The sequence below is a fragment of the Streptomyces doebereineriae genome (assembly GCF_031845645.1).
In the GTDB taxonomy this organism is placed as follows: domain Bacteria; phylum Actinomycetota; class Actinomycetes; order Streptomycetales; family Streptomycetaceae; genus Streptomyces; species Streptomyces canus.
This window is the reverse complement of record NZ_JAVREZ010000022.1, coordinates 97,668-113,471: the sequence shown is the minus strand read 5'-3', so window position 1 is coordinate 113,471 and position 15,804 is coordinate 97,668. Positions and strand designations below refer to the sequence as shown.

Sequence of the window (15,804 nt, the reverse complement as noted above, 5' to 3'; positions counted from 1 at the left end):
GCGGAGGCGCCCCGTCCGGACTGTTTTCCTCAGTGCGCGGGCGCCTCGGTGACGACGACCTCGTCGATGCTCCGCTCGATGTCCTCGGGTCGGGAGGCGGTCGCCTTGGCCCAGTAGTAGATCACCAGGGAGAAGGCGGTGACGACCAGCATGTCCCACCACAGGGCCAGGTGTCCCTGGCCGCCGAAGCCGCCCTGCCAGGAGATCAGGCCGAGACCCAGCAGGTAGACCGGCAGCCACTGTGCGGCCTTCCAGTCGAGCCGGGGCGCGTCGGGCAGTCCGGCGGCCACGGCGTACCAGGCGTACGCGCCGAGCAGCAGGTAGCCGAGGACGATGGCCACTCCGAGCCGCCACAGGGTGTCCCAACCAGCCCAGTAGATGATCAGGTTGGCCACCACGAAGGACAGCGGGGCGAGCACCTTGCCGGCGGGGAGCCGGTACGGGCGCTCCAGGTGGGGCAGCCGCTCGGCGAACACGCCGTACGCGAGCGGCGCGCCGGCGTACATGAGGACGCTCGCCGAGGTGATGAAACCGACCAGCTCCTGCCAGCTGGGGAAGGGCAGGAAGCAGACCACGCCCGTCACGAAGGACATGATCAGTCCGAACCACGGCACGCCCCTCCGGTCGGTACGGGCGAACACCTTCGGCAGGTAGCCGTTCTTGGCCAGACCGAAGGAGACGCGGGAGGTCGCAGTCGTGTAGATCAAGCCGGTGCCGCCGGGGGAGACCACTGCGTCGAGGTACAGCACCAGGCTCAGCCAGCCGAGGCCCACCAGGGTCGCGAGGCCGGCCCAGGGCCCGCTGATGCCCTCGTAGTGCAGCTTGGCCCAGCCGTGGGCGAACGTGGAGTGCGGGAGGGCGGCGATGAACACCAGCTGGAGCAGGACGTAGATGACGGCGCCGATCGCGACCGAGCCGAGGGTCGCCCGGGGCAGGTCCCGCTTCGGGTCACGGCTCTCGCCGGCGAGCTGGATCGCCTGTTCGAAGCCCAGCAGCGCGAAGATGATGCCGCTGGAACTGATCGCGCTCAGCACGCCCTTGGCGCCGAACGGCGCGAAGCCCTCCGAAGTGAAGTTGCCCGGATGGAAGTTGCCGACCGCGATGAGGAAGATGGCGGCCAGCGGCACCGCGATCTTCCACCAGGTGGCCGCGCTGTTGGTGAACGCGAGCACCCGGACGCCGAGGAAGTTGACGGCGACGAACACGGCCATGAGGAACACGGCGACCGCGAGACCACTGGCGGTGAGTGTGCCGTCGGCGTGCTGGAAGCCCTTCGCCCAGCTCCAGTGTCCGGCGTATCCGATCATGGCCTCGACCTCGATCGGCGCCACGGTCGCCGCCTGGAGCCAGGAGAACCAGCCGAAGGACATTCCGGCCAGGCCGCCGAAAGCGTAGTGCGGATAGCGTGCGGTACCGCCCGCCACCGGGAACATGCCGCCGAGTTCGGCGTGCACCAGGGCCAGCAGGACAATGGCGACCGCGCCGATGATCCACGAGATGATCGCCGCGGGGCCGGCCATGACGACCGCCTTTTCGGCGCCGTAGAGCCAGCCGGAGCCGATGATGGACCCCACCGAGGCCCACATGAGCCCGATCAGCCCCACGTCCCGCCGCAGGCCGCCGCCCGGCCTCCCCTTTGTCTCAGGTGCTGAATCGACGCTTACCATAAATTAAGGGGCCTCTCACGAATTACCTACATTTGCTGTGTGAGCGGCCCCAGATTACGAATCAACCGCCTTTGGGTTAAAGGCGGTTGTCGCATATTTGACTTCTTGGCGGGGAATTCCTTGCGAGTGTTTCAGGAATTCGGGAAGGACATCAGGACAGGCGGGGGATCTCGATCGCCGGGCACCGGTCCATGACCATGTCGAGGCCGGCCGCGCGGGTGCGGTCGTAGGCCGCCTCGTCGATGACGTCCAACTGGAACCAGACGCCCTTCGCGCCCTTGGCCACGGCCTCGTCGGCGACCGCTCCCGCGAGGTCGCTGTTCACGAACACGTCGACCACGTCCACGTCGAAGGGGATCTCCGCGAGGGAGGCGTACCCCTGCTCGCCGTGCACGGTCTCCGCCTTGGGGTGGACCGGCACGATCCGCTTGCCGTGGCGCTGGAGCACCTCGGCAACCCCGTAGGCCGCGCGCCGCTGGTTCGACGACAGGCCCACGATCGCCCAGGTGTCGCCGAGCTCGGTGAGGATCCTGCGGACAATTGCTGAGTCGCCGTACACGCTCGGCTCCTTGCTCTGGATGCCAGGACTGTTGTGCTCGGAAACAGCCCGCGGGCGCGGTTGATTCCGGGCGGCGGGGACGGGAGGGCGACGGCGAGATGCAGGGCGGTGGACAGGGCGAGCAGCAGGGGCACGGGAGTGGGCGCCGTTGGTTGAATCCCGTACCCGTGTCCGGAATACCGGTCAGTCACCTGCGCCGAGCCCTCCGTCCGCCTACGCTCGCCCCGTGCTGCGCATCACCGACGCCCGAACCGGCCTGCCCGTAGACGCCGTCCTCGCCCGCAGGGGCCTGACCCGAGTCGAAGCCCATGTACGGGGCTACGACATCTCCGCCCTCCGAGTCCTGCTCGTCGCCGATCTCCTCGTCAGGGCCCTGGAAATCGGCGGCACGCCCGTGTGGGCGCTGCTCACCGGCGACCGCGAACAGGCGGAGCTGCACGCGGGCGCCGCCGCACTGGGCATCCGGCCCTTCGAGGACCGCCGGGACGTCGGCCCGGGGTGGGGCGAGTCCCAGGTCGTCCATGTGGTGGGAGAGGGCGGTGCGGCCCCGGACGGCGTACGGGTCGCCGTCGCGCCCGTCGAGACGCCGGACCTTCCGGAGGGTGCCGACCCCGCCGTGGTCCGGCTCGCTCTGCTCGTCGCGCCCCGGAGCACGCCCGCACGGCTCGACGAGGCGATCCTGGGCGAGGCCCACGGCACCCTAGGGCGCTGGCGCCGGGCCGTCGCCGCCTGGGCACGGCATCCGTCACGGCCCGTCCCCGACAAGGTGCGCGGACGGCTCCGTACCGCCTGGGAGGACGATCTGGACGTACCCGAGGTGTTGAGGGTGCTGCGGTGGGTCGAGGAGTCGGACCTGCCGGAGGGCGCCCGCTTCGAGACGTACGCTCACGCGGACCGGCTGCTCGGCCTCGACCTCACTCGCGACCTGGGATCCCCGGCATGACGGCGCGCACCGGAGCGGGCCCGCTGCGCCGCCTGGTCGTGCTGAGGCACGCCAAGTCCGCCTGGCCCGAGGGCGTCGCCGACCACGACCGCCCACTGGGACCCCGCGGCCGCCGGGACGCGCCCGAGGCGGGCCGCACCCTCGCCGCCTCCGACCTGCTCCCCGACCTCGCCCTGTGCTCCACCGCCGTACGCGCCAGGCAGACCTGGGAGCTGGCGTCCGCCCAGTGGGGCACCCCACCGACGGTGCGTCTCGACCCGAAGCTGTACGGGGCCGACGTACCGGAGCTGCTGGCGGCCGTGCACGAGACACCTCCCGAGGTCGTGACGCTGCTCCTCGTCGGACACAACCCCGGTCTGGAGGAACTCGTCCTCACGCTGGCCGGGGACAGCCTCGACGACGCGCTGGACGAGGTGCGGGTGAAGTTCCCGACCTCGGCGATCGCGGTGCTGACCTGGCACGGCACCTCCTGGCAGGCCCTGGAGCCGGGGACGGCGCTGCTCACGTCCGTGATGGTGCCGCGGGGCAGGATGCGATGAGCTGGCCCGTCGGGACGCCCTGACCGACGGATTAGGCTGACCGGATGCAGGACGAGTACCGCACAGTGGCCCACGCGGGGGTGCACGAGACCGAGGTCAACCGCTCCCGCTTCCTGTGCGCCCTCGCCCCGGCGGCCACCGAGAAGGAGGCCCAGGACTTCATTGCGTCCGTCCGCAAGGAGCACGCCGACGCCACCCACAACTGCTACGCGTACGTCATCGGCGCCGACGCCGCGGTCCAGAAGGCGAGCGACGACGGCGAACCCGGCGGTACCGCAGGCGTCCCCATGCTCCAGATGCTGCTGCGCCGCGACATGCGGTACGTCGTCGCCGTCGTCACCCGCTACTACGGCGGCGTCAAGCTCGGCGCGGGCGGACTGATCAGGGCGTACGGCGGCGCGGTCGGCGAGGCCCTGGACGCGGTGGGCACCCTCACCCGCCGCCGGTTCCGCCTCGCCACGGTGACCGTCGACCACCAGCGCGCCGGCAAGGTGCACAACGACCTGCGCTCGACCGGACGCGAGGTGCGGGACGTGCGGTACGGCGAGGCCGTCACCATCGAGATCGGGTTGCCGGACGCCGACGTGGACGCCTTCCGGGGGTGGCTCGCCGACGCCACCGCGGGGACGGCGGGGTTCGAGCTGGGCGGGGAGGCCTACGGGGACGCGTGAGTCGGATCCTCCTCGCCTCTGGGTGCCCGACTGGTGGATGGTCACGACCTTGCCGTGTATCTCTCGTACCGGTAGGGGCCGTTGCGGGCCTCGTAGCCGACTGGCCGGGGATGCGGTGCGTAGATCGGCGGCGGGCGCGGCAGCGGGACGAACACGCCTTCCTCGGTGCGTGGCCGGGTGCCGCTCGACGCAGTACTGGTGCGCCGGGTCGACGTACCGGACGTGCCGGGGCGCGAGGACGCCGGTCTCGACAGGGAGGTTCCCAGCCGGTGGCCAGCCGCGTACCGCCGGCCCGGCCGGACCGGCCCGCCTCCTGCCCCGCCGTGTCGATATCGCCCGAATTTCCCGCTGAACAGGCGTGTCAAGGTAGGGGAGCAGCGCGGGGCCGGTGGTGCTTCTTTTCACATCGGCCGAAAGTCGCCGAACCCTTTCCCGGTCCGGCACGCGAAGCCCGTTCCACCAAGGGTTTGCCCAGGCAGGCGAGTTGGCCTGAATGCGGTGGGCGGGTACAAAGAGCGCGGTGGCGGACGATTACGGGAGTAACCGCCCGTGATGTCAGACCCGGCCGTTAGTCTCGGGGATCATGAGGCTGCTGCACACTTCCGACTGGCATCTCGGCCGGGCGTTCCACCGGGTCAACATGCTCGGGGCCCAGGCCGAGTTCATCGGTCACCTCGTGACGACCGTGCGGGAGCACGGGGTGGACGCGGTGGTCGTGTCGGGAGACGTGTACGACCGGGCGGTGCCGCCGCTCGCCGCGGTCGAGTTGTTCGACGCCGCCCTGCACCGGCTCGCCGACCTCGGCGTGCCGACGGTGATGATCTCCGGGAATCACGACTCCGCCCGCCGCCTGGGTGTCGGCGCGGGGCTGATCGGACGCGCCGGCATCCATCTGCGGACCGAACCGGCGGCGTGCGGGACTCCCGTGGTCCTCTCCGACGTCCAGGGTGACGTGGCCTTCTACGGGCTGCCGTATCTCGAACCAGCCTTGGTGAAGGACGAGTTCGGCGTGGAGAAGGCGGGCCACGAGGCGGTGCTCGCCGCCGCCATGGACCGCGTCCGCGCCGATCTCGCGACGCGCGCGCGGGGGACGCGGTCCGTCGTCCTCGCCCATGCCTTCGTCACCGGCGGCGAGGCCAGCGACAGCGAGCGGGACATCACCGTCGGTGGGGTGGCCGCCGTGCCCGCCGGGGTCTTCGACGGGGTCGACTACGCGGCCCTCGGGCATCTGCACGGCAGCCAGACCATCACCGAGCGCGTGCGCTACTCCGGCTCCCCGCTGCCGTACTCCTTCTCGGAGACCGACCACCGCAAGAGCATGTGGCTGGTCGACCTGGACGAGGAGGGCGCGGTCACCGCCGAGCGCGTCGACTGCCCGGTGCCGCGGGCGCTGGCCCGCATCCGGGGGACGCTGGAGGAGCTCCTCGCCGACCCGCTGCTCGTGCCTCAGGAGGAGGCGTGGGTCGAGGCGACCCTCACCGACCCGGTCCGCCCGGCGGAACCCATGGCCCGGCTCTGTGAGCGCTTCCCGCACACGCTCAGCCTCGTGTTCGACCCCGAGCGGACCCCGGACGACCCCGATGTGTCGTACGCCCGGCGGCTGGCCGGGCGCAGCGACCAGGAGATCGCCGAGGACTTCGTGGCACATGTGCGCGGCGCCGGGCCCGACGAGCGTGAACAGACCGTGCTGCGGGACGCGTTCGACGCCGTGCGCGCGGACGAGACCGTGCGGGAGGTGGCGCGGTGAGGCTGCACCGGCTGGACATCACGGCCTTCGGGCCGTTCGGCGGCTCCCAGACGGTCGACTTCGACGAGCTGTCGGCGGCGGGGCTGTTCCTGCTGCACGGGCCGACGGGGGCGGGCAAGACGTCGGTGCTGGACGCCGTGTGCTACGCGCTGTACGGCGCCGTGCCGGGGGCCCGGCAGAGCGGACAGGGCATGACTCTGCGGAGCGATCATGCCGCTGCGAGCACCCGCACCGAGATCCGCCTCGAACTCACCGTCGCCGGGCGCCGGTTGGAGATCACCCGGCAACCGCCGTGGGAGCGCCCCAAGAAGCGCGGTTCCGGTACGACGCTCGACAAAGCGCAGAGCTGGCTGCGCGAGTACGACGGGGCCGTGGGGGCGTGGAAGGACCTGAGCCGGTCCCACCAGGAGATCGGTGAGGAGATCACCCAGCTGCTCGGCATGAGCCGCGAGCAGTTCTGCCAGGTCGTGCTGTTGCCCCAGGGCGACTTCGCGCGCTTCCTGCGGGCCGACGCCGAAGCGCGCGGCAAGCTGCTGGGCCGGCTCTTCGACACCCATCGGTTCGCCGAGGTCGAGAAGCGCCTGGCCGAGCGGCGCCGTGCCGCCGAGGCGCAGGTCCGTGAGGGCGATGCCGCGCTGCTGGCCGACGCGCACCGCATGCAGCAGGCGGCCGGTGACGCAATGGAGCTGCCCGAGCTGGCGCCCGGTGAGCCGGGGCTGGCCGAGGCCGTCCTGAGCGCGGCTGCCGTGGCCCGCAGCACCGCCCGTGACCAGCTGACGATCGCCCATTGCGGACTCGGTGCCGCGGAGTCCGCCCAGGCCGCCGCCGAGCGCGTCCTGGCCGACGTACGCGAAGTCGACCGGCTGCAACGCCGGTTCGCCCAGGCGCACGAGCGGGCCGCACTGCTCGAGGATCGCGCCGACGGCTACCACCAGGCGCAGGCCAGGATGGAGCGGTCCCGCAAGGCGGAGGCGGTGGCGCCCGCACTGGAGCTGCGGGAAGAGGCAGAGGCGGAGCACCGCCGGGCGGCCGTGGCCGAGGCACGCGCGCGTGGACTGCTGCCGGACACCTTCGCGGGGGCGGGCGCCGCCGGACTCGCCGCCTCCGCACGCCGCGCGGCCGAGGAGCTGGGCGGCCTGGACTCGGCCCGGCGCGCCGAGCAGCGCCTGGCCGAACTCGTCGCGGAACGCGCCGACCTGGACCGCCAGGAGCGCTCCGACGAGGAGGTTCTCCAGGAGGCCGAGGCATGGCTGGCCGGGTGGGAGGAGGCCCGCGCGGGTCTTCTGCACGGCGTCGAGTCCGCCCAGGAGGCGGCCACCCGCGCCGAACAGCTGGCCGTGCAGCGGGAGCCCGCCCGCAAGCGGCTCGCCGCCGCACGCCAGCGCGACCAGTTCGCCCGGGACACCGACGACGCCCAGCAGCAGGTCATCGAGGCGACGGACCGCGCGCTGAAGGCCCGCGCCGACTGGCTGGACGTCAAGGAGCAGCGGCTGAACGGCATCGCCGCCGAGCTGGCCGCACAGCTCACCGCCGGCGAGCCCTGCGCGGTCTGCGGCGCCACCGAGCACCCCGCCCCCGCTCGCAAGGACGCCGGACACGTCGACCGGGAGACAGAGGAGCGCGCGCTCGCCACCTCGCAGCACGCCGACGAACAGCGCGCCGAGGCCGAGCGACGCCTCGCCTTCGTCCAGCGGGCCCTGGCCGCCGCCCAGGGCGAGGCCGGCGACACCTCCACCGAGGAACTCGCCGTCCAGGCCGACGAGTTGGAGCGCGAATACGCGCAGGCCCGCAGCGCCGCCTCGGCTCTCCACACAGCGACGGAACAGCTGCGGCAGGCCGAGCGGGAGCGCGAACAGCGGCTGTCGGCCCAGCAGGACGCCGCCGTGCGCACCGCGTCCCGAAGCGCCCGCCGGGACGCCCTGGACCGGGAACGCACCACCCTGGAAGCGGAGTTGACCGAGGCGCGCGGTGCCGCCGACAGCGTGGCCGCCCGCGCCGCCCAGCTGGAGCGGCAAGCCGCACTGCTCACCGACGCCGCCGACACCGCGCGCGTCGCCGAGGACACCGCCCAGCGGCTCAAGGACGCCGACGCCCGGCTCGCCGACGCCGCCTTCCGGGCCGGCTTCGACACCCCGCAGGCCGCGGCCGCCGCCCTCCTCGACGAGACGGCCCACCGCGACCTGCAGCACCGGCTGGACGCCTGGCAGGCCGAGGAGGCCGCCGTACGAGCCGTACTCGCCGAGGCCGACACCGCCGACGCCGCCCAGCAGCCGCCCGCCGACGTGGCGCGGGCGGAGCGGGCCGCCGCCGACGCGGGCCGCCGGGTCCGCGAGGCCGCCTCCGCGCGCGACGCGGCCGACCGGCGCTGCGCCGAACTCGACCGGCTCTCCGCCCGCTCGGCCACCGGCCTCAGGCGGCTGGCGCCGCTGCGCGAGGAGTACGACCGGGTGGCCCGGCTGTCCGCGCTCGCCGCGGGCACCTCCGCGGACAACGAACGCAAGATGCGGCTGGAGGCCTATGTGCTCGCGGCGCGCCTGGAGCAGGTGGCGGCCGCCGCGACCGCGCGCCTGCAACGCATGTCCTCCGGCCGCTACACCCTCGTCCACTCCGACGACCGCACCGGACGCGGCCGCAGCGGACTCGGGCTGCACGTCGTCGACGCCTGGACCGGACGCGAGCGGGACACCGCGACCCTCTCGGGCGGGGAGACCTTCTTCGCCTCCCTCGCCCTGGCCCTCGGCCTCGCGGACGTCGTCACCGACGAGGCCGGCGGGGTCCGGCTCGACACCCTCTTCATCGACGAGGGCTTCGGCAGTCTCGACGACCAGACCCTGGACGAGGTCCTCGACGTCCTGGACTCACTGCGGGAACGCGACCGCAGTGTGGGCATCGTGAGCCATGTGGCCGACCTGCGCCGACGGATCCACGCCCAGCTGGAGGTCGTGAAGGGGCGCTCGGGGTCGGTGCTGAAACAGCGGGGCGGAGGCTGAGGTCAGCGCCCCAGGGGCCGCCGGGGGAGCGGGGAGGAGTAGACGACGCTCGTGGTCACCGAGCCCAGTGTGCCGATCTTGCCCGACACCTCCTCCAGGTGGCGCATCGAGCGGGCGGCCACCTTGATGACGAAGCAGTCGTCGCCGGTCACGTGATGCGCCTCCAGGATCTCGGGCGTCACGGCGACCAGGTCGTGGAAGGGCTTGTAGTTGCCGTTGGGGTAGCGCAGGCGGACGAACGCCAGGATCGGCAGGCCCAGCCGGTCGGGGTCGACGACGGCGGCGTACCCCTGGATGACCCCCGCCTCCTCCAGCCGCCGCACCCGCTCGGTGACCGCGCTCGCGGACATCGATACGGCGCGGGCGAGCTCGGTGAAACTGGCCCGGCCCTCCCGCTGGAGGACGTCGAGGATGCGCCAGTCGGTGGCGTCCGGGGAATACGCGGTCATGCCCGAGGAATACCAGGGGAATCCCCGGCCGAGCAAGGTACACGCCGTGGAATTCCCCTTCAGGTTGTTGATCGCCAACCGTAGATTTCTGGCCATGACGACAACCGACTCGCTCACCCCGAACCCCGTTCTGCGCGTCGCCCCCGCCGCCCCGGCCGAGGCCGCCGCCTACTTCCGGGCCAGTCTCGTCTTCCACGCCGACGTGTCCGACGTCGCCGCCGCGCTCGCCGCCGACGGCGACCCCGGCTTCGTCGTCCTCGACTCCCGCTCCACCGCCGCCTGGGACCAGGGCCACGTCCCGGGTGCGGTCCACCTGCCCACCGCCCTCATCCCGGGGCAGGCAGGACAACTCCTCGACCGGTCCGTGCCCGTCGTGACGTACTGCTGGGGCCCGGGCTGCAACGGCGCCACCCGCGCCGCGCTCGCTCTCGCCGAACTCGGTTACCAGGTCAAGGAGATGCTCGGCGGCTTCGAGTACTGGGTGCGCGAGGGCTTCGAGTTCGAGACCTGGGAGGGCCGCGAGCGGCGCACCGCCGACCCGTTGACCGCGCCGGCCGGCTCGGAGGACTGCGGCTGCTGAGTCCTGGCGATTCCGGTGGGGTTCCTGTGCAGGTGCAACCTTGAGGTTCCTGTGCGTGTAGGTTCTGGCGCATGGTGCGATACGCGGAGCCGGGCGCGGTGGAGTGGGTGGAGTCGGGCGGCGGCCCGCTCATAGCGGTGCCGGAGACGGTGCTGCCGTTCTGGGCGGGCGCCGACGGCGACGAGACGGCCTCCGACTACGACCGGGCCTGTGAAGTGGACGGCTGTGTGGGCCTGTTGCCGGTCGGCGACGCCGCCGCCCTGGTCCTCGGGGACGAGCCCGCCTCGACCTCCTACCTCCCCGACCACGGCACTTTCGTACGGTGGTGCGCCGCCGACTCCGAGGACGAACTCCTCGCCGAAGTCCCCGCCGCGCTCGCCACGGCCGTCTGGGAGGACGAGGTGAAGTGGTCGGTACCCGGCCCGGTCGTCCTCTTCGACGCGGCCTGGCCCGGCAACGACTCCGTGAACACCGACCACTTGAAGGTCTCGCTCGCTCCCGGCCGGTACGCGGTGCGCGCCGCCAACGTGCGGCCCGGACCGGAGACCTGGCTGGGTCTCGTCCAGCTGCGTCGGCTCCCGGACTGAGGGCCGTTCACGTGCGCGACGCCGGCGGGTGACGGCTGCGGCCGGTGACCGACTCGGAGCATGCGTGCGAGTCGGTCACCTGATCCCGAGCGTCAGAGCCGCGCCAGTTCGTCCACCAGGTCGTCCAGTCCCAGCGAGCCCTGCGACAGCGCCGCCATGTGCCAGGCCTTCAGGTCGAAGGCGTCGCCGTGCCGTGCGCGGGCCTTCTCCCTGCCCAGCAGCCAGGCCCGCTCGCCGAGCTTGTAGCCGATCGCCTGGCCGGGGATCGTGAGATAGCGGGTCAGTTCGCTCTCCACGAAGTCCGCCGGACGGCTGCTGTGCCCGCCGAAGAACTCCTGCGCCAGCTCGGGGGTCCAGCGCTCGCCCGGGTGGAAGGGGGAGTCCGCCGGGATCTCCAGCTCCAGATGCATGCCGATGTCGACGATGACACGGGCGGCCCGCATCATCTGCGCGTCGAGATAGCCGAGCCGCTGCTCCGGGTCCGTGAGGAAGCCCAGCTCGTCCATCAGCCGCTCCGCGTACAGCGCCCAGCCCTCGGCGTTGGCGCTGACCCCGCCCACCGCCGCCTGGTAGCGCGAGAGGTTCTCCGCGACATGGGCCCACTGGGCGAGCTGGAGGTGATGGCCGGGGACGCCCTCGTGGTACCAGGTGGAGACGAGGTCGTAGACCGGGAAACGGGTCTGGCCCATGGTCGGCAGCCAGGTGCGGCCGGGACGCGAGAAGTCCTCCGACGGGGGCGTGTAGTACGGGGCCGCCGCACCACCGGGCGGCGCGATGCAGGACTCCACCTTCCTTACCCGCTCGGCGAGTTCGAAGTGGGTGCCGTCGAGCGAGTCGATCGCCTGGTCCATCAGGCCCTGGAGCCAGTCGCGGACCTCGTCGACACCCTCGATGTGCTTGCCGTGCTCGTCGAGGTGGGCGAGCGCCACCCAGGGCGTCCCGGCGCCGGGCAGGATCTTCTCGGCCTCCCGCTTCATCTCGGCGAGCAGCCGGTGGTACTCGGACCAGCCGTACGCGTACGCCTCGTCCAGGTCGAGGTCCGTGCCGTTGAAGTAGCGCGCCCAGCGGGCGTACCGCTCCCGGCCCACCGTGTTCGAGGCGCCCTCGATCGTCGGCGCGTACACCTCCCGCATCCAGTCGCGCAGCTCCACCACGGAGGCGGTCGCCGCGCGGGCGGCCTCGTCCAGCTCCGCGCGCAGCGCCTCGGGGCCCGCCGAGACGAAGTCCTCGAACCAGCCACGGCCGTTGCCGTCGGTGTCCGCCCACTCGGTGAGCTGCTCGACGAAGGTGGCGGTCGGACGCGGCGCCGCGTACAGCTTGCGCTCCAGACCGAGCGCGAGGGACTCGCGGTAGCCCGCGTACGCCGTCGGTACCGACCGCAGCCGCTCAGCGATCGCAGCCCAGTCCTCCTCCGTCTCCGTCGGGGTGACGGAGAAGACCTCGCGGATCGAGTGGGCCGGCGTGGCCATGTTGCCGACCGCGCGCAGACCCTCATCGGCCTCGTGCACGGCGAGTTCGGCCGTCAGGCGCTCCCGCAGCAGCCGGCCGCACCGGCGCTCGATGTCACTGTCCGCGCCGGGCTGCCGCTCGGCCTCGTCGAGCTTCGCGAGCGTGGCCCGCTGGAGCTCCGCCAGCGCCTCCTGGCCCGCCGGCGAGGTATCGGGAAGCTTGCTCGAACTCTCCTTCACACCCAGGTAGGTGCCGGTGATCGGATCGAGGGCGATGAGCTCGTCGACGTAGGCGTCGGCGACCTGACGGGGCAGCGGGCTCTGAGTCTCAGACATGCGGTCCATCCTCATACGGGGACCTCGCGGGCGTCACCCCGATTCCGCTGTCGGCGTGGCAGGCGGCAGGAGGGGTCCGCACTCCCACTGCTGGAAGATCAACCGGGTCTCCACCCGGGCCACCTCACGCCGGGACGTGAACTCGTCCAGCACCAGCCGCTGCAGATCTGTCATGTCCGCCACGGCCACATGCACGAGATAGTCGTCGGGGCCGGTCAGATGGAAGACGGTCCGCGACTCGGGCAGCGCCCTGATGCGCTCCACGAACGGCCCCACCAGCTCCCGCCGATGCGGCCTGACCTGCACCGACAGCAGAGCTTCCAGGCCCCGGCCCAGCTTCCCCGGATCCAGCCGCAGCTGATGACCGAGGATGACGCCCGAGCGGCGCAGCCGGGTCACCCGGTCCAGACAGGTCGACGGCGCGACACCGACCTGCGCGGCGAGGTCGCGGTAGGTGGTCCGGGCGTCGTTCTGCAACAGCCGCAGCAGATGCAGGTCCACCGGGTCCAGTACGACAGATTCGGCCATCGGCCGAACGTAGCACGGGGTCCGGCACGAGAACGCCGGTCGGTGTTCACTCTTGCGGGCATGGACTCAGCGCGCATCGCCACCGCCTCTCGTACGCCGCTCAGAGCACTGGCCACCGAGGCCGTCCACGCCGGCCGCGACGACCTCGCCCGGCAGGGACTGCACGCCCCGCCCATCGACCTGTCGACGACCTACCCGTCCTACGACAGCCGCGGCGAGGCCGCCCGCATCGACGCCTTCGCAGCGACCGGCGCCGAGCCGGACGGCCCGCCCGTGTACGGACGCCTCGGCAACCCCACGGTCGCCCGCTTCGAGACCGCCCTGGCCCGGCTGGAGAAGGCCGAGGCCGCGGTCGCCTTCGCCAGCGGCATGGCCGCGCTCACGGCCGTCCTTCTCGTACGGGCCTCCCTGGGCCTGCGCCACGTCGTCGCCGTACGCCCCCTGTACGGCTGCAGCGACCACCTCCTGGCCGCGGGACTCCTCGGCACGGAGGTCACCTGGACCGACCCGGCGGGCGTCGCCGACGCCCTGCGTCCGGACACGGGCCTGGTCCTGGTCGAGTCCCCGGCCAACCCCACCCTCGCCGAGATCGACCTGCGGGCCCTGGCCCACTCCTGCGGCTCCGTGCCCCTCCTCGCGGACAACACCTTCGCCACACCGGTCCTCCAGCGCCCCGCGGAACAAGGCGCCCGCCTGGTGCTGCACAGCGCCACCAAGTACCTCGGCGGCCACGGGGACGTGATGGCGGGCGTGGTGGCCTGCGACGAGGAGTTCGCCGGCCACTTGCGGCAGGTCCGCTTCGCAACGGGCGGCGTCCTGCACCCCCTGGCCGGCTACCTGCTGTTGCGAGGCCTAGCGACGCTTCCCGTACGGGTGCGGGCCGCCTCCGCGAACGCCGCCGAACTCGCCCAGCGCCTGGCAGCCGACCCCCGCGTCACCCGAGTCCACTACCCGCGCATCGGCGGCGCGATGATCGCCTTCGAGGTCGACGGCGACCCGCACGAGGTGATCGAGCGGGTTCGCCTGATCACCCCGGCGGTGAGCCTGGGCAGTGTGGACACCCTCATCCAGCACCCGGCGTCGATCAGCCACCGCATCGTGGACGCGGAGGACCGCAGGGGCGCGGGCGTGAGTGACCGATTGCTCCGGCTGTCGGTGGGCCTGGAGGACGTAGAGGACCTGTGGACGGATCTGGACACAGCACTGGAGCGCTCGGTCAGGGCCGCGGGCCTGTATTGACCTGCGGCTCCGCCACTCCCACAGCAGGCTCCGGCTCCCCCTGCGGAGCGATACGCGCGGTGATCACCAGGGTCCCCTCCTCGATCTGATAGTCGAGGGGGAGCCCCAGCCCCCGCATCGCGGCGACCATTCCCGTGTTGGAGGACTGGGTCACGGCGTACACGCTCTCGCACCCGGCCTCGACAGCCAGCGCCACCAGCCGCTCCAGCAGCTCCGCGCCGATCCCCCGCCGCTGCCACGCGTCCTCGACGAGGAGCGCCACCTCGGTCTCGTCACCGTCCCACAGCAGATGCCCGAGCCCCACGATCCGCCCCGACGCGGTCTGCACGGCGAGGGTGCGGCCGAACCGCGGACTGAGCAGGTGGTTGAGATAGCGGTCGGCGTCACCGACGGGCCCGTGGTAGCGCATGGTCAACGTCCGCGACGAGCACCGCTCGTGCATCGCCACCGCGGCGTCCAGGTCCCCGGTGTCGGCCCGGCGCACGGTGATGTCATGGCCTTCCGGCAGCGTCAGTGCGTCCTGGCTGCGGGGCACCCGCGGGCCCAGCCGGGCGTCCAGCTCGACCAGGGCCCGGGCCCGGGCGAACTCCGTCGGCGTGAACGGCAGATACGGCCGTTCCACGGTGATCACTCCGCCTTCCGGCGCCCGCAACCGCATCACGGTGTCCTCCAGAGCTCCTTCCACGGGCACACTCTCCGAGCCTCGACCGCCTCCCACCGGAACGGCCGGCAAGGAGCGGATCGTGCACCGGCCCAGCAACTGCCGCAACGCCAGCGGCAGTTCCGCCGCGTCCATCGCGGTCCGGGTGGCGAGGCCCAGCACCCGGGTCGGGGCGTCCACCAGATCGTGCGTGTCGGCCCGCTCGATCCAGGTGTCGGAGCCGCCGGCCAGCGCGACGGCGCGGGTGATCTCGGAGCCCTCCAGCGCACCGGGGGCACGCAGCAGGAACTCGTCGACCGTGCCCTCGGCAAGTGGGTGGGTCTGCAGGCTGAGGATGTCGACCCGGTGCGCGGCGAGGGCCGTGCAGAGGGCGGCGAGCGAGCCCGGTTCGTCCTTCACCGTGGTGCGCATCCGCCACAGCGTGCTCTCCGCGGCCACGGGGTCCGAGGTGCGCGACGGCTGATCGGACGGCCCGGCCTGCTCCCCCTGGGGCAGCGGCCGGGTGCCGGTATCACCCGTCGGGGGTGCGTGACCGTGGCGGCGTGCCCACCATGTGTGGAATCCGGCCGTGGCGAGCAGGGCCACCGCCGAGATCACCAGCAGCGCGGTACCGTCGGGGCCGTGCCCGATCAGGTTCGCCACGGTGTCGGCCACCGCGACGGCCGTGAACAGGGCCGCGAGTTCGATCACGTCGCGCCGCCAGTGGTGCACGGGGCGACCGTGTTTGGCACGGGTCACATCTGACATGTCTCGAGTCATACAGCCACTGTGGAGGAACGGTGTTGCGTGATCACGAACGCATTGTGACTGATCGGTAAAGCGTGGTTCTGTACTTTTTTGTGCCTTTTTCAACCGTTCGG

General features: G+C 72.2%; 14 protein-coding genes. 8 read left to right on the top strand and 6 right to left on the bottom strand.

Annotated elements, in window-relative coordinates; genetic code table 11:
- Positions 1-29: 29 nt before the first annotated feature.
- Entirely contained in the window at positions 30-1,667 is a 1,638-nt protein-coding gene (locus RNB18_RS42155; RefSeq protein WP_311719407.1) for an APC family permease, read from the bottom strand.
- Between the two features lie 151 nt (positions 1,668-1,818).
- Entirely contained in the window at positions 1,819-2,226 is a 408-nt protein-coding gene (locus RNB18_RS42150) for a CoA-binding protein (RefSeq protein WP_311719406.1), read from the bottom strand.
- Positions 2,227-2,452: 226 nt separating this feature from the next.
- On the opposite strand from RNB18_RS42150, the gene RNB18_RS42145 reads away from it, so the two are divergent.
- The 5 genes from RNB18_RS42145 (at position 2,453) to RNB18_RS42125 (ending at position 9,116) form a co-directional block, all read left to right on the top strand.
- Positions 2,453-3,169: a hypothetical protein gene (locus RNB18_RS42145; protein WP_311719404.1), complete on the top strand. Its 717-nt coding sequence runs from the start codon at positions 2,453-2,455 to the stop codon at positions 3,167-3,169.
- A complete protein-coding gene (locus RNB18_RS42140; RefSeq protein ID WP_311719403.1) occupies positions 3,166-3,708 on the top strand; it encodes a SixA phosphatase family protein in 543 nt (180 codons plus the stop codon). The genes RNB18_RS42145 and RNB18_RS42140 overlap by 4 nt, the downstream gene beginning before the upstream one ends.
- 44 nt (positions 3,709-3,752) lie before the next feature.
- Positions 3,753-4,379: a YigZ family protein gene (locus RNB18_RS42135; RefSeq protein WP_311719401.1), complete on the top strand. Its 627-nt coding sequence runs from the start codon at positions 3,753-3,755 to the stop codon at positions 4,377-4,379.
- 583 nt (positions 4,380-4,962) lie between these two features.
- A complete protein-coding gene (locus RNB18_RS42130; protein ID WP_311719400.1) occupies positions 4,963-6,126 on the top strand; it encodes an exonuclease SbcCD subunit D in 1,164 nt (387 codons plus the stop codon).
- Positions 6,123-9,116 carry an SMC family ATPase gene (locus RNB18_RS42125; RefSeq protein ID WP_311719399.1) on the top strand — a complete coding sequence of 998 codons (2,994 nt, stop codon included), beginning with the start codon at positions 6,123-6,125 and terminating at the stop codon, positions 9,114-9,116. Before RNB18_RS42130 ends, RNB18_RS42125 begins: the two co-directional genes overlap by 4 nt.
- A gap of 2 nt (positions 9,117-9,118) precedes the next feature.
- On the opposite strand, the gene RNB18_RS42120 is transcribed toward RNB18_RS42125, so the two are convergent.
- Positions 9,119-9,565, bottom strand: coding sequence for an Lrp/AsnC family transcriptional regulator (locus tag RNB18_RS42120; RefSeq protein WP_311719398.1), 447 nt, complete (start codon positions 9,563-9,565; stop codon positions 9,119-9,121).
- Between the two features lie 94 nt (positions 9,566-9,659).
- On the opposite strand from RNB18_RS42120, the gene RNB18_RS42115 reads away from it, so the two are divergent.
- The gene (locus RNB18_RS42115) at positions 9,660-10,145 is read left to right on the top strand and encodes a rhodanese-like domain-containing protein (RefSeq protein WP_311719397.1); all 486 of its coding nucleotides are present in this window, start codon (positions 9,660-9,662) and stop codon (positions 10,143-10,145) included.
- A gap of 71 nt (positions 10,146-10,216) precedes the next feature.
- The gene (locus RNB18_RS42110; protein ID WP_311719396.1) at positions 10,217-10,732 is read left to right on the top strand and encodes an immunity 21 family protein; all 516 of its coding nucleotides are present in this window, start codon (positions 10,217-10,219) and stop codon (positions 10,730-10,732) included.
- A 92-nt stretch (positions 10,733-10,824) separates the two neighbouring features.
- Here RNB18_RS42110 and RNB18_RS42105 read toward each other — a convergent pair whose 3' ends face one another.
- Together RNB18_RS42105 and RNB18_RS42100 are read right to left on the bottom strand one after the other, a co-directional pair.
- A complete protein-coding gene (locus RNB18_RS42105; RefSeq protein WP_311719395.1) occupies positions 10,825-12,516 on the bottom strand; it encodes a DUF885 domain-containing protein in 1,692 nt (563 codons plus the stop codon).
- A gap of 33 nt (positions 12,517-12,549) precedes the next feature.
- Entirely contained in the window at positions 12,550-13,044 is a 495-nt protein-coding gene (locus RNB18_RS42100) for an Lrp/AsnC family transcriptional regulator (RefSeq protein WP_057610572.1), read from the bottom strand.
- A gap of 60 nt (positions 13,045-13,104) precedes the next feature.
- Here RNB18_RS42100 and RNB18_RS42095 point away from each other — a divergent pair, with 60 nt between their 5' ends.
- A complete protein-coding gene (locus RNB18_RS42095; RefSeq protein ID WP_311719394.1) occupies positions 13,105-14,283 on the top strand; it encodes a trans-sulfuration enzyme family protein in 1,179 nt (392 codons plus the stop codon).
- Here the strand turns inward: RNB18_RS42095 and RNB18_RS42090 are convergent.
- The gene (locus RNB18_RS42090; protein ID WP_311719393.1) at positions 14,261-15,691 is read right to left on the bottom strand and encodes a GNAT family N-acetyltransferase; all 1,431 of its coding nucleotides are present in this window, start codon (positions 15,689-15,691) and stop codon (positions 14,261-14,263) included. The genes RNB18_RS42095 and RNB18_RS42090 overlap by 23 nt on opposite strands.
- Between the last annotated feature and the right edge of the window lie 113 nt (positions 15,692-15,804).

Coding starts and splice junctions, on each gene's coding strand:
- RNB18_RS42105 (WP_311719395.1), bottom strand. CDS start 12,516: ATGTCTGAGACTCAGAGCCCGCTGCCCCGTCAGGTCGCCGACGCCTAC.
- RNB18_RS42115 (WP_311719397.1), top strand. CDS start 9,660: ATGACGACAACCGACTCGCTCACCCCGAACCCCGTTCTGCGCGTCGCC.
- RNB18_RS42095 (WP_311719394.1), top strand. CDS start 13,105: ATGGACTCAGCGCGCATCGCCACCGCCTCTCGTACGCCGCTCAGAGCA.
- RNB18_RS42130 (WP_311719400.1), top strand. CDS start 4,963: ATGAGGCTGCTGCACACTTCCGACTGGCATCTCGGCCGGGCGTTCCAC.
- RNB18_RS42135 (WP_311719401.1), top strand. CDS start 3,753: ATGCAGGACGAGTACCGCACAGTGGCCCACGCGGGGGTGCACGAGACC.
- RNB18_RS42140 (WP_311719403.1), top strand. CDS start 3,166: ATGACGGCGCGCACCGGAGCGGGCCCGCTGCGCCGCCTGGTCGTGCTG.
- RNB18_RS42090 (WP_311719393.1), bottom strand. CDS start 15,691: ATGTCAGATGTGACCCGTGCCAAACACGGTCGCCCCGTGCACCACTGG.
- RNB18_RS42110 (WP_311719396.1), top strand. CDS start 10,217: ATGGTGCGATACGCGGAGCCGGGCGCGGTGGAGTGGGTGGAGTCGGGC.
- RNB18_RS42155 (WP_311719407.1), bottom strand. CDS start 1,667: ATGGTAAGCGTCGATTCAGCACCTGAGACAAAGGGGAGGCCGGGCGGC.
- RNB18_RS42100 (WP_057610572.1), bottom strand. CDS start 13,044: ATGGCCGAATCTGTCGTACTGGACCCGGTGGACCTGCATCTGCTGCGG.
- RNB18_RS42120 (WP_311719398.1), bottom strand. CDS start 9,565: ATGACCGCGTATTCCCCGGACGCCACCGACTGGCGCATCCTCGACGTC.